Raw genomic sequence first — 13,373 nt, 5'->3', positions numbered from 1 at the left:
CCCACATGAAATTTAAAGCATTCCTGCTAGTATTTGCCCAAGTGGCTCTGCTGAGTATCGTCTTCCACCGCGCTTGGGCACAAACCCCGGCAAGAGTTTCTATCCAGGGTGAGGTGGCCGGAAAATCAACTGGAGAAGATTCTATCCTGTTGCATAGGGCAGAGATAGATGCCAAATATTTTGAAAATTCCTTTGCGGCAGCAAAAATTGAGAATGGTAAGTTCCTGCTGAAAACTGAGTTGCCCTACCCCAAGATGTACATGACCGTGTTCGCCAGCGACAGGGGTATGTTAGTCTGGCGGCACGGACGCTACTTCATTGACCAAACCACCACGGTCATGCGTGTAGATACTATGATGAATGAGTGCGGGTACGTGAACGGCCAAACTTCAGAGGAGTTCCGCACAAGGTACATTCCGTTCATGCATAAGGCAGAAGCATTTAATTGTAAAGAGGCCAGCCTAGACGCATTGATAATGGATAAGGCAACGGCATATGACACCTTGTTGTACGAGTACGTAAGCAAGTATCCAGACTCTTATGTGGCTCTCTGGGGATTGATTGAGAGGTTTAGTCTATTTGGTCATTCCAACCTTAGAGCAAAGACGCTGCTGCGCTTCTCTGATAAAATCAAGAAAGAGAAACCATGGCTTTTGCTGGAGAATGACCTGCGGGCAATAGGCATTAAGGAGAATGGAAAGTTTCCGCAATTCCCTGTACAGACAGAGCAGCTTACCAACCAACGTCTCGTCCTTCCTAAGGCAAAATACACCCTGGTGGACTTTTGGTTCAGCCGTTGCAAACCCTGCCTTGACGCCTTCCCTACCCTGAAGAGGCTCTACTCAACCTACCATCCCAAAGGCTTTGAAATAATAAGCGTGTCCACAGACCGAACCAAGGATCTGTCTCTGTGGCCCAAAAGAATCCAAGAGTACGGGCTGCCTTGGGCACAGTACTTAGACGAGAACGCCGTAGAATCCATTAAACTTCTCATCCGTAGTTTCCCCTCCACATTCCTGCTCAATGAGAGGGGGGAAATAGTAAAAAGAGACCTTACCCTGCCGGAGTTAGAGGCTTTTCTGGAGGCCAACCTGAAGAGTAGTAAGTAAAGCGGGTGCTGCCGTAGCTTGTAAGGGGATAGAATACATGAGGCGAATGTCAAATCTGCTACGCCCGGAGCCGAGCCTATAGGTAGAGGAGGAAGGAAAGGGGCCGCAGGCGGGCACAAACAACAAAAGGCTATCAGAAGAGGAAGGGGGGATAAAGAGTGAGGCTACGTACTGTATGCGGAGCGCCAGCTGATGCCTAGCTTCAGTGCAAGAGGCATAAAGTCAGTATGCCAACGAGAACGTTTCCCATTCCAGAGCGATACCCTTGGGGCGAAAGCTACATCAGAGGAAGATAAAAGAACAAAACTATGCTAAAACAACTGCTGCTCCTGATGTTGATGGGTGGGTGGTTCCCATCAATGGCCCAAGACACAGATAAAAGGGTAGCTTATATCCAGAAGACTGGGATACTGATCCAGGACATGGAGCCGTCCAATGAGGACTTTACAGATTTGCTTCCCCTGAAAAGCATATTGAAAGATACTGAAATCATAGGCTTGGGAGAGCAAACCCATTATGACGGCAGCACCTTCCAGGCAAAAACTAGGCTAATCAAGTTTCTGCACCAGGAGCTGGGGTATAGTGTCATTGCCTTTGAAGGCGGGTTCTATGACTGCTATAAAGCCTGGCAGGAGACACAAAACGGGAAACCAGCCCTGGATGCCGCCCGCAAAGCCATCTACCCCTTCTGGATATCGGCTGAGACAGAGGAGCTCTTCAGGTACATTGACCGGCAGAAGAACACAGACCACCCGTTACTCATGGCCGGGATAGACTGTAAATTCTCAGGCGTTAACTCCGCAGAAAGCCTGTCCCATGATTTTCAGGAATATCTGGAAAGCATACAGGCCGAAGCGTTAAAGGACTCCCTGCAATGGGTAAAGTTCGATGTGTCTTTGCGTAAGGCCATAAAAATCTCAGATTACCATACAAAGCTAAGTACGCAAGATACATTGCTCCTGCATAAAGCCTTTTCAGGGATCTTGCAGGAAATAACAACCAGAGTGTCACAGGGAACGGGCTCCCCACAGGATCTCTTCTGGCAGCAGTTTTGCCGCAATGCCCTGGTGGAGGTGACCAGAAAATTCTCTTCCGGTCAGGAGCGAGACAGGCAAATGGCCCAAAACCTGAACTTTCTGCAGGGAGAGCTGTACAAGAGCCACAAAACCATAGTATGGGCAGCCTCCTCCCACCTTACGTACGGTGGCGAAAATATTGACAGTGAGTTCTACCGGCGAAACCTAAGACTGGGAGACTATTTGAAAAATACCTACGCAGACCGCTACTACAACATAGGGTTTACAGGCTATGAAGGCAAAATAGGCAAACTGTTGTTCTTTCCCTTGATCAAGGTGAAAAAGCACAAGAAAAACAGCATTGAGTACGCCTTGGGGCAAACCCAGCAGCCTTTCCTGTTTCTGGACCTGAACCGCCAAGACCTGCCAGATTGGATGCAGGCGCAGTTGATTGCCCGCCCCTTTGGGTACAGAGAACTGGGAATGAACCTCCCGAAGGTAATGGACGGCCTGTTTTACACCAGAAAGATATTTGAGAGGCAGGCCCTCAGAACTGCACCAGGTAAGAAGTAAACAGAGCTGTGGGTAATTTTGGTTTTGCCTATATGGGCTGGGGCAAGGCTGGCCGGGCAATGACTTTAAGCCTATTCTTGGTTTGGATGCGCGACAAAAAAGCCTATTTTTGCGTACAGTTTTAACTAGAGCGTACATCTTTCACATAATCCACTACACATGAGTGTTTTAGTAAATAAAGATTCCAAAGTGATTGTGCAGGGCTTCACCGGCTCAGAGGGTTCTTTCCACGCACAGCAAATGATTGAATATGGTACCAATGTGGTAGGGGGCGTAACGCCAGGCAAAGGGGGTTCTACCCACTTAGACCGTCCGGTGTTCAACACCGTGGCCGAGGCCGTGGAGAAAGCCGGTGCCAATGTGTCTATCATCTTCGTGCCGCCGGCGTTTGCCGCCGATGCCATCATGGAAGCCGCCGATGCCGGTATTGAAGTGATTGTGGCCATCACCGAGGGTATTCCGGTGAAAGACATGGTTGCCGCCAAAAACTACATCAAAAACAAAAACGTGACCCTGATCGGGCCGAACTGCCCAGGCGTGATCACGCCCGGCGAGGCGAAAGTAGGCATCATGCCCGGTTTCGTGTTCAAGCCAGGTAGAATCGGGATCGTTTCTAAGTCTGGTACTTTGACCTATGAGGCCGCCGACCAGATTGTGAAAGCCGGTTTGGGTATCTCTACCGCCATCGGGATTGGCGGTGACCCGATCATCGGAACGCCAACTAAAAACGCAGTGGAGCTGTTGATGGAAGACCCGGAGACCGATGCCATTGTGATGATTGGCGAAATTGGCGGTAACTACGAAGCCGTAGCCGCCGAATACATCCGTTCCACCGGTAACAAAAAGCCAGTGGTTGGTTTCATCGCGGGGCAGACTGCTCCGGCTGGTCGTAGGATGGGTCACGCGGGTGCCATCATTGGCGGTGCCGATGACACAGCGGCCGCTAAAATGCGCATCATGCGCGAAAACGGCATCCACGTAGTAGATTCTCCCGCCGAGATTGGCGAGACCATGGTAAGAGTATTGAGAGGCGAGGCTGCCAGCGCATAAGCTTCTTCTTTTTGAAATAAGGAAAGGCTGCTCCAACAGGGGCAGCCTTTTTGTTTGGGTTAACTTTCAGGTAGTGACCATTTGTTTGCCTTGGGGCAGGAAACGGCAACAATGCTGGGGTATCTGCGGCCGCTTTCCTAGTTGCTGGCCGATACAACTGAAAAGCCCGCTTGCGTTTAGGGGCCGTTTTTAGAAAAACGGCCCCTAAACGCAAGCGGGCAGGAATAAACAGGTAGTAAAATAATCAGAGCGGCTGGGCAGGACAATCGGCCCGGTTCTTTTGCGTCTGCTTACTTTCTATAGGGTTACATGCCGCCCGCGGTAGTGAGGGCGGGGGCAGGCTGCTCCCGGAAGTAGGTGGAATAATTCACCTTCAGGTTGTCCAGGCGTTTGAGGTTCTGCTCCAGACGGGAGATGAAATCTGTGTAATCTTTGCTTTCCACCGGAGTCCAGGCTACCTCGGCTAAGGCGCAGGCGCGCGGGAAGGCCATGTGCTCTGCGTGCTCTTTGGTGGGGATGTACTCAGACCAGAGATTGGCCTGTACACCCAGCACGTGTTTAGCTTCTTCAGGGGTGAGGCTCTTGGGCACGGGGTTGTAGGAATACACTTTGTCCAGGGGCAGGAAACCGCCAATGGCCAGCGGCTCATTCTTGATGCCCTGTTTGGTTTGGTAGTGGTCAAAGTACAGGTGGCTGTTGGGCGTCATGATCACGTCGTGGCGTTGTTTGGCGGCGGCAATTCCGCCTTTTTCGCCGCGCCAGGACATAACGGTGGCATTAGGAGCCAGGCCGCCCTCCAGAATCTCGTCCCAGCCAATGATGGCGCGGCCTTTGGCGTTAAGGAATTTCTCCATGCGCTGGATGAAGTAACTCTGCAACTCGTGCTCGTCTTTCAGGCCTTCCCGCTGCATCACTTCCTGCGCGCGCGCAGATTGTTTCCAGACGTCTTTAGGGGCTTCATCGCCGCCAATGTGGATGTACTTGCTGGGAAAAATGGCCATCACCTCGGTGAGCACGTCTTCCAGAAATTTGAAGGTGACTTCATTGGGGCAGTAAATGTCTTTGAAAACTCCCCAGGTACCGGCTACCTGATAGGTGGTGTCTTTGCAGCCCAACTCTGGGTAAGCGGCCAGCGCGGCCATGGAATGGCCCGGCATCTCAATCTCGGGAATCACGGTAATGAACCGGTTCTGGGCGTATTTCACCAGGTCTTTCAGCTCTTCCTGGGTGTAGTAACCGCCGTGGCGTTTGCCGTCATAGCCTTTTTCGGTTTCGCGGCGGTGACCTACTTTGGTTTCATTGCGCCAAGCGGCTATCTCCTGTAATTTGGGGTATTTCTTGATCTCAATGCGCCAGCCCTGATCCTCGGTGAGGTGAAAGTGGAACGTGTTGATCTTGTAGAAGGCCAGCAGGTCTATGTATTTCTTCACGAAATCAATGGGCTGAAAGTGGCGGGCTACGTCCAGCATCATGCCGCGGTAGGCGAAGCGGGGCGCATCTTCAATACTGACGGCCGGTATCTTAAAGCTCTTTTGGCCGGAGTTTTTGGTTTCAATGGTGGTTGGCAGGAGCTGGCGCAGCGTCTGGATGGCCAGAAAAGCGCCTTTAGGGGTTTTAGCGGCCACCGTGATTTTCTTCGTTGTCACTTCCAGCCGGTACCCTTCCTCGTTTGAGATGGTGTTATCTAAGGTAAAGGCGATGGTGTTTTTCTTAGCCTGGGTGCCGTATTCCATCTTGTAGCCGGCGGAGCTCTCCACCAGGTTCACCAAAAAATCAGTGGCGGTTTTAAGCTCAGGCACGGAGCTGCCCAAGATCAGCTTAGTTTTGGAAGTAAGGGTGAATTCACCTTTGGCAGGTGTGAGTTTTACAGGCTTAGGGATGATGGCGTAGCGGCTGGCATCCTGCGCCTGCACGGTCAGGTGGAGGAAGAAGGCTCCTGCCAGCAAAAACAGGAGTTGAAAGGGGAGACGTTTGCGCATAGGTTGGTGAGGTAAGGAGTTTGGGAGAGAGGAAACACACAGGTCTTCTGTGCTTTACCATGTGGTTGGGCTAACTTAATAAATTATAGTAAGATTAAGCGCCTTATTCTAAAAATGAAAAAGCTCTCCTGTTCCTAAGCCAGAGAGGAAACAGGAGAGCTTTTTTCGCGCCATTTTTCTATCGGCAACTCAAACTTCTTGAATTCACTGCGGATAGTTTCTACTCATTGACGTGACGCGGAAGGGCCGCCCAAAAGGACCCTATTTAGGGGCTATTTTTCTAAAAACAGCCCCTAAACAGGAAATAAGGGGAACGCTTATTTCAGGTAATTCCCTTTCTTCAGGACTTCTACCCATTTCTGGTAACCGGCCACGGTGAGGTGCAGGCCGTCATGGGTGTATTCTTTCACCAGCTTCTTGTTGGTGTCCAGAAAGTTGGGGTACAGGTCAATCAACTCGATTTTCTCTTTTTTGGCCAGCTCTTTGAGGGCGTTGTTCACCCACAGAATGTGCTCTTCTTTGTGGTAGTGGTTCTTGAACTTGTCAAAAGCCTCATTGGTGGGCAGCAGGGTTTGGAAGTAAATTTTGGTCTTAGGCGAACCCGCCTTGATGCGTGAGATCATCTTCTGGTAGTTGGCCACAATCAACTGGTCTGGGATGTTGCGCGAAATGTCATTGATCCCGATCAGGATGAACACTTTGGCCGGTTTGCCTTCAATGACCTCGTCCAGACGCTCCAGTACGCCGTAGGTGATGTCGCCGGAGATGCCGCGGTTTTTCACGTTGGGCATGCCCAGGAGCTCGGCCCAGTCAGTGTTGGCGGTGAGGCTGTTGCCCAGGAAAATAATGTCATTGGAAGAGTTGGGGTACGACTTGAACTGGGCTACTTTCAGTTCATACGCCGCGGGCCGGTAGGTGCTGTCATACTTGGCGGGCTGGGTTTGGGCCTGCGCCTGATAGCCCGCGAACAAAGCACAAAGGGCGGCCGCAAAAGCGAATTTCAGTTTCATGATGAGGTTAGTTTGATTGCGATGATAATGAAAACAAAGCCGTCTGTTTAGGGGCTGATTTCAGAAAAAGAGCCCCTAAACAGACCAAGCCATTTATTTCTGCGAAAACAGGTTGGGGTAATCAGAAATGATGCCATCTACGCCCAGGCCTTTGACATACTCTATCTCGTCTTTGGTGTTCACCGTCCAGGGAATGACTTTGATGCCGCGGTTGTGGCACTTCTTCACCAGTTCTGCCGTGACCAGTTTGTAGTTGGGGCTGTACACCGTGGGCTTGAAACCGAGTTCCTGCAGGTTTTCCTCCAACGTCTTCTTGTTGTCCACCAGGAAAGAGCTGCGCACGTGCGGGTATTTCTTGTGCAGCACCTTCAGGGCACGCAGGTCAAACGACTGGATGGTGAGATACGGAACAATGCCTTTGGCTTCCAAAACCGTCATCATGGCGGTCACAAACTGTTCTGGGGCGGGGTGCAGTTCATTGTCGCCGGTGGCTTTGGCTTTCACCTCAATGTTGTAGAACACCTGCGGTTTGCCGGTGGCTTTGAGGTACGCCTGCGCCGAGTCAACCAATTCAGAAAGCAACGGAATGTAGGTTTTCACCTTGGTCTGCTGCGGAAACGCCTTGTACTCTTTGGTACCCATCTCAAACGTGCGCACCTGGTCATACGGCATCTGGTAAATGGCGTATTTCTTGGCATCGGCTTTGGGAATGTCTTTGCCTTCTGGGGTGCGGGCGTACAGGTAATTGATGTGCGGGTCATGCGTCACCACCACCTGGCCGTCTTTGGTGATGTGGCAGTCCATTTCCAGGGTAGTCACGCCCAAGTCAATGGCTTTGCGCATGGCCGGAATGGAGTTTTCGGGCATGAGGCCACGGCCACCTCGATGGCCCTGGGTGTCATATTTAGGTAAATCCGGCAACTTAGAGCTGCTTTGCTGGGAGCTTTTGCAACCCGCAAACAAGACTGTGGAAAGTAAAAGGGCAGAAATGGTTTTGTTCATAGTACTTTGGGTGATAGGCTGTTATTAGGGTTAAGGTTTCTCGGTGATTTCAAACACGGCGCTGGTGAGCGCGGTGGTAGGCGACACGGCAATGCCCACTTTCATGAGGTAGTCGCCGGAATAGGTTTTGCCGTTGGCCGCGTACGCGGATTTGGTCTCAGGCATAAGGTTGGTTTCCTGCACCAGGTACTGCTTCTGCGGATTGAGGCCTTGCAGCCGAACCGGCGTAAAGCGGTCGCGGTGGCGGGTTTGCAGGTTATAGGAGAACAGCACGGCTTTGCTCTGCGCCTCGTTCACGTATAGGAGCACGGCGCGCTTCTCCTCGTACGGCGACACCAAGCGGTACTGGTCGCCAAACCAGATCACGTCACTTAGCCGCTTGTAATTGGCCACGGCCTGCTTGCTGAACTGCAGCTCTTGCTCACTGAACTCGCTCACCTGAATGTCATAGCCCAGTTTGCCCATCATGGCCACATCGGTCCGGAACTTCACAGTCTGCTTGCCCCAGCTGGTCACGTGCCCCGACATAGCCACCGCCGGGAAGAACTGCGAATAGCCCCACTGGATGAAGATGCGCTCCAGACCATCAGTGTTGTCGCTGGGCCAGAACTCCGTGAAGTAGGGGAGGGCACCGTAGTCTACCCGTCCGCCGCCGCCGGAGCAGAGCATGATGGGCAGATGCGGGTGCTTCTGGCGTATTCTGGCCAGCGTCTTATACAGGCTGTTCACGTAGTCAATGGGCAAATGCGACTGTACCTTGAGGTTGGGCGAAAACGCGTTGGTGAACGTGCGGTTGCAGTCCCATTTGATATAGGCCAGCCGCGGATTTTTGGTGAGCAGATCATCTACCAGTTTGAAGATGAAGTCCTGCACTTTGGGGTTGGTGAGGTCCAGAATGAGCTGGTTGCGCTGGTAATGCTCGTCGCGGTTGGGCAGTTTCAGAATCCAGTCGGGGTGCTTCTCGTAGAGTTCGCTTTTGGGGTTCACCATCTCGGGTTCCAGCCAGATGCCAAATTTCACGCCTTTCTTCTCGGCTTCCTCCACCAGATAGCCAATGCCGCTGGGCAGTTTGGTTTTGTTTTCCTGCCAGTCGCCCAGACCGGCGTTGGCGGCGTTTCTTGGGTATTTATTCCCGAACCAGCCATCGTCCAGCAAAAACAAATCCACGCCCAGTTGCGCGGCACCGTCAAAGAGCCCCACCAGTTTCTGCTGATCAAAATCAAAGTAGGTGGCTTCCCAGTTGTTGAGCAGCGTGAGGCGCGGTTTGTTTCCGTCCAGAATGCCATAGTTGCGGGCCCAACGGTGGAAGCTCCGGCTGGCCTCGCCTTTGCCCTGCTGGCTGTAAGTGAAAATGAAGGCGGGCGTCACGAAGGGTTTATTGGCGGGCAAGTGATATTCTGAGGCGTGGGGGTTCATGCCCGCCAGCACGCGCAGGCTGTTCTGCTCATCCAGCTCAAAGGCAAATTGAAAATTCCCCGACCATGCCAGCGTACCGGCAATGACCTCGCCGTGGTTTTCACCGGCTGGTTTGTCTAAAGACAGCAGAAACGTAGGACTCTGGAACTTGTGGGCGCGGGTGCCCAGTTTACTGTCAATGACCTTGATGCCGCTGGTAAGCTGGTGCTCCTGCAACTGCATCTCCCCGGCCCAATCGCCGTGAAACTGCGAGAGCCAGTAGTTGGGCGCGTCAAAGTGCAGCATCGCCGAGGCGAAGTTGCCCAGCACCACCGGCTTCTTCTCTTGGTGCTTGATCTCGGTCCAGGCCTTGATGATGTTTTCCTTCTGGTACGCGCTGAAGTGCAGAATCACCTCCACGGGGTACTTGGGATCTTTCAGGTGAATAGCGGTCTGCGTCACGTTGGCCTCGGGCTGCTGGGCGGTATGTTGCGCGTATTTCAGCTCCAGCGAAGGATTCCCGTCGTTGTGCAGTACCCGGATGGCAGGCTCAAAGAGATTATCGGTGCCCGAAGGCGCGTACGCCTCGTGCTTGGTACCGGAGAGTTGGCCGTTGTCCTGGGCGTTGCTGAGTTTCGGACCCAGATAGCTTTGGTACAGTTTCTGGTTTTTGCCCACGGTAAACGCCAGCGTGACTTTGTCGGTCTGGACCAGAATCTGCTTGGTATTTTGCTGCGCCCGTACCGGCTGCCCGAAGGCGAACAGGACTACCGCAAAGAGAACTAATGTATACTTCATGTTGGGGTGAGACATTGAAATTATTCGCCCACGGGCGAGGCAGACCTACGCGAGAGGGACCTCAAGCTTATTGGTTGTTTCGTTCCGTTTAGGGGCTGTTTTCAGAAAAACGGCCGCTAAACAGGAGAAAAGCCGTTGGACCCACCCCTACGCCTCCCAGGAGGGGAATGCAATCATTTTAAACTTCAGAGATACTACTGGAGTAGAAAACTCCCCTCCTCGGAGGGGTAGGGGTGGGTTTTACACATTCCTGATCTAAGCGTCCGCCTGCTTTCGTAAGGTTCAACAGTTGCGTTTAGGGGCTCTTTTCAGAAAAAGAGCCCCTAAACAGGAGACATTAGGCTGAAGCCGAAACCGCCTCAAACTGATTCCCGAAGCGGTCGGTGGCCACCACTTTCACCTGTTTCACCTCGGGCCCGAAGTGGCTCATGAAGAGGTGCTCGGTTCTGGCGGGTTCGGCGAAGGCGCGGCGGGCAGGCAGTTTGTCGCCTTTCATGGTGCGCACCGCCTCGGGGTCATAGCCTTTGGTGTTTTGCAGCGCGCCCATGGCTTTGCCGTCGGCGTACCACTCCACTTTCCAGGCAGGATCCCAGTTCCAGACGTTGGCGATGAAGCGGTTCTGGCCGGTGAGTTTCTCAATGTCCAGGCTGATCTGGTACGATTTGTCTTTGCCCGTTGATTTGTAGTACCACTGCAATTGGTTGCCGTTGACCTCGTATACGCCGTAGCCGTTGGGTGTACCGTCGGTGCAGATAGAACCAGACCACCAGGCGCCGCACACCGTGCCGTGCACGTGCTCATACACGCCTTCGCGCAGCATGTTGTAGTTGGTGTGCGTGTGGCCGGTCATGATATGCACCTGATAGCCCTTCAGGAGCGCAAACAGGTCTTCCCGGTTCTTCACGGCACTGGAGATGGGAATGTGCGCGCTGATGATCACCAGATGGTCTTTGGGCACGAAGCTCAGGTCCTGCTTGATCCAAGCTAGTTGCTGCTCATTGAGGTGGCCGTCATACTCGCGCTCCTTGCCCAGATACCGCACATCATCCAGCACAATGTAATGGGCTTTGCCGCGGTTGAACGAGTAGTACGTAGGCCCGAAGATCTTCTGGAAGGTGGCGTCTGAGGTTTCATCGCCGCCCAGGCGGTAGTCCATGTCATGGTTGCCCAGGGCCTGGAAGAACGGAACGCCAATGGCGCCCACGGCTTTGCTGTAGTCTGGGAAGAGTTTGTGGTTGTCCCACACCAGATCGCCCACGCCAATGCCGTGCACCAGCGCGTCTTTGCCTAGGCTCTGCACCAGTTTCTGGGCATCGGGCACGGAGTCCTGCATCATGAGGGCTACGTCTTTGGCGTCTTTCACCTGCGGGTCTGCCCACACAATGAACGAGTGCTTGGAATCGTCTTTGCCCAGCGGTTGCAGCTCAAAATCATACTTGTCTTTCTTGCCGTTGCCGATGGGCTGGTAATGGCGGGCCAATCCTTTCTCCTGCGGGAACTCGTAGCCTGCCGGAATGGAGACAAAGACAAACTTGGCCCGATCATTCACCGGCAGTTCAAACTGGCCACGCTTGTTGGTTTGCACCACGGAGAAGCCGTCTGATACCACCACCTTGGCTAATTTCTTGCCTTTGGCTTTCACGGTGCCGCTGAGGGTTTGCGCAGCCTTTTTGCTTCTGGCGAAGACACTGGGGCCAGCTAAGACCAGACCGCCCGAAAATAAAGCAAGGCTCTGGAGAAAGGTTCTTCTTTTCATGAGGTTGTGAAGAGGGAAATATATTCTTTGCTATATATTTTTTGTTTTCTGTTTAGGAGCCGTTTTTCTGAAAACAGCCCCTAAACAGAATATTTGATTTGAGCTTACTGAGGAAGTTTCTGACGTATGAATTGCTTTCCCTGAATAGCTCCCCACCTAGGGAAACCAGGCAGAAAGTGAATGGAACGGCTGCCTTACACGCTCATGCTGATGTCCATGATCTTGCCTTTCTTGCGGCTCTCCTCGGCCATGAAGCCCATGAGGTGCGCCTCGATGGACTCGTCGATGGTGGAGGTGAGCAGCTTGGGGTTCTGCTGGCCCACGGCCTGCACGAAGTCGCGCACCAGGAGCCAGTCTCCGCCGCCGTGGCCGCTGTTCTTGTAGCCGTCCACGTCCTCGGCCTTGGGCACCAGCTTCAGCTCCTTGCGGGTCCGGAAGTCGTTTACCACCAGCTCGGTCATGTCGCCCACCATGTCGCCCATGGTGCCCATGACGCGGGTGCGGCGGCCGTGGTAGGAGGTGAAGGCCTCCATGGAGAAGCTGGCCGTCACGCTGTCGGCGAACTGGATGCTGGCCACGTAGTGGTCGGGCTGGTCGTTCTCCATGCGGTACACGCAGCGGCCGTAGTTGGTGGTTTTGAGCTTCTCCATGATCACCTCGGGGTGCTTGGCCTTGTCGGCGGGCAGGTCCAGCACGGCGGTGCGCTTGCGGCCCTCGTAGTAGTGCTTGATGGCCGAGTACGGGCACTCGCGCTCCACCTTGCAGCCGTCGGTGCAGCGGGCGGTGCTGCCGGCGGGGGCGTTCTCCCTGCGGAACAGTTTCAGGTCGCCCATGGCCGCGATGCGCTGGCTGGGCTTGCCCACCACCCAGCGGAGGATGTCCAGGTCGTGGCAGGACTTGGCCAGGATGATGGGGGTGGTCTCCTTGGAGTTGTGCCAGTTGCCGCGCACGTAGGAGTGGGCCATGTGCAGGTGCTCAATGGGCTCGAAGTGCTGCACGCTCACGATGTCCCCGATGGCGCCCTGCTGGATGAGCTCGCGCATCTTCACGAAGTACGGGGCGTAGCGCAGCACGTGGCACACGGCCACGATGCGGTTGTTCTTCTTGGCCAGCTTGAGAATATCGCGGCACTCCTTCTCGGTGGGCGCGATGGGTTTCTCCAGCAGGATGTCGTAGCCCATGGCCAGGGCCTTCATGCAGGGCGCGTAGTGCAGGTTGTCCGGGGTGGAGATGATGACCGCGTCCGCGAACTTGGGGCGGCTGAACACGTCCTCCCAGGTCTTGAAGCGGTTCTCTGCGGCGATGTTGTGCTGGGTGGCGTACTTCTCGTTCCGGAACGCGTTGGGCTCGGCCACCCCGATGATGTCGAGCTGGTCGGGGAACTTGGCGGCGTAGTTCCCGTAGACCGTGCCCCGGCTGCCCGCCCCTATGGTGATGGCCGTCACGGCTTTGCTGAGCGGCTTGTGCGCCGGGTTGGGCGGGATGGAGTAGGCGTACTTGTTGTCTGCCAGCTTGGCCAGGGCCTCCGTGCTGATCACGGCGGCGCCGATGCTCAGGCCCAGGGATTTGAGGAGTTTGCGGCGGTTCATGGGGTTAAGTTTGTTAATGGGAGATAGATGAAGGAAGTAATTTGTTTAAAAGTTAGCAGCTTTGCGTTTAGGGGCTGTTTTTGGAAAAAGAGCCCC

General features: G+C 53.9%; 9 protein-coding genes. 3 read left to right on the top strand and 6 right to left on the bottom strand.

Going from position 1 to position 13,373, the window contains the following annotated elements; translation table 11 throughout:
- Positions 1-5: 5 nt before the first annotated feature.
- The 3 genes from EFA69_RS10310 (at position 6) to sucD (ending at position 3,748) form a co-directional block, all read left to right on the top strand.
- On the top strand, positions 6-1,109 hold the full coding sequence (locus EFA69_RS10310; RefSeq protein WP_123132997.1) for a TlpA family protein disulfide reductase: 1,104 nt from the start codon (positions 6-8) through the stop codon (positions 1,107-1,109).
- A gap of 308 nt (positions 1,110-1,417) precedes the next feature.
- Complete coding sequence (locus EFA69_RS10305; RefSeq protein WP_123132996.1) at positions 1,418-2,698, top strand: erythromycin esterase family protein; 1,281 nt, start codon at positions 1,418-1,420, stop codon at positions 2,696-2,698.
- Positions 2,699-2,857: 159 nt separating this feature from the next.
- Positions 2,858-3,748: a succinate--CoA ligase subunit alpha gene (gene sucD / locus EFA69_RS10300; RefSeq protein WP_123132995.1), complete on the top strand. Its 891-nt coding sequence runs from the start codon at positions 2,858-2,860 to the stop codon at positions 3,746-3,748.
- Between the two features lie 305 nt (positions 3,749-4,053).
- Here sucD and EFA69_RS10295 read toward each other — a convergent pair whose 3' ends face one another.
- The 6 genes from EFA69_RS10295 to EFA69_RS10270 form a co-directional block, all read right to left on the bottom strand.
- Complete coding sequence (locus EFA69_RS10295) at positions 4,054-5,727, bottom strand: beta-N-acetylhexosaminidase (RefSeq protein ID WP_123132994.1); 1,674 nt, start codon at positions 5,725-5,727, stop codon at positions 4,054-4,056.
- Between the two features lie 317 nt (positions 5,728-6,044).
- Positions 6,045-6,737 carry a GDSL-type esterase/lipase family protein gene (locus EFA69_RS10290; protein WP_123132993.1) on the bottom strand — a complete coding sequence of 231 codons (693 nt, stop codon included), beginning with the start codon at positions 6,735-6,737 and terminating at the stop codon, positions 6,045-6,047.
- A 93-nt stretch (positions 6,738-6,830) separates the two neighbouring features.
- Positions 6,831-7,739, bottom strand: coding sequence for a glycerophosphodiester phosphodiesterase family protein (locus EFA69_RS10285; protein WP_123132992.1), 909 nt, complete (start codon positions 7,737-7,739; stop codon positions 6,831-6,833).
- 30 nt (positions 7,740-7,769) lie between these two features.
- Entirely contained in the window at positions 7,770-9,932 is a 2,163-nt protein-coding gene (locus EFA69_RS10280; protein WP_123133452.1) for an alpha-galactosidase, read from the bottom strand.
- Between the two features lie 337 nt (positions 9,933-10,269).
- Complete coding sequence (locus tag EFA69_RS10275) at positions 10,270-11,688, bottom strand: calcineurin-like phosphoesterase C-terminal domain-containing protein (protein ID WP_123132991.1); 1,419 nt, start codon at positions 11,686-11,688, stop codon at positions 10,270-10,272.
- Between the two features lie 194 nt (positions 11,689-11,882).
- A complete protein-coding gene (locus EFA69_RS10270) occupies positions 11,883-13,277 on the bottom strand; it encodes a Gfo/Idh/MocA family protein (RefSeq protein ID WP_123132990.1) in 1,395 nt (464 codons plus the stop codon).
- Between the last annotated feature and the right edge of the window lie 96 nt (positions 13,278-13,373).

Source organism: Rufibacter immobilis (assembly GCF_003721565.1).
Classification (GTDB): domain Bacteria; phylum Bacteroidota; class Bacteroidia; order Cytophagales; family Hymenobacteraceae; genus Nibribacter; species Nibribacter immobilis.
The sequence above is the reverse complement of the archived record's forward strand: the minus strand, read 5'-3'. Positions and strand labels throughout refer to the sequence as shown.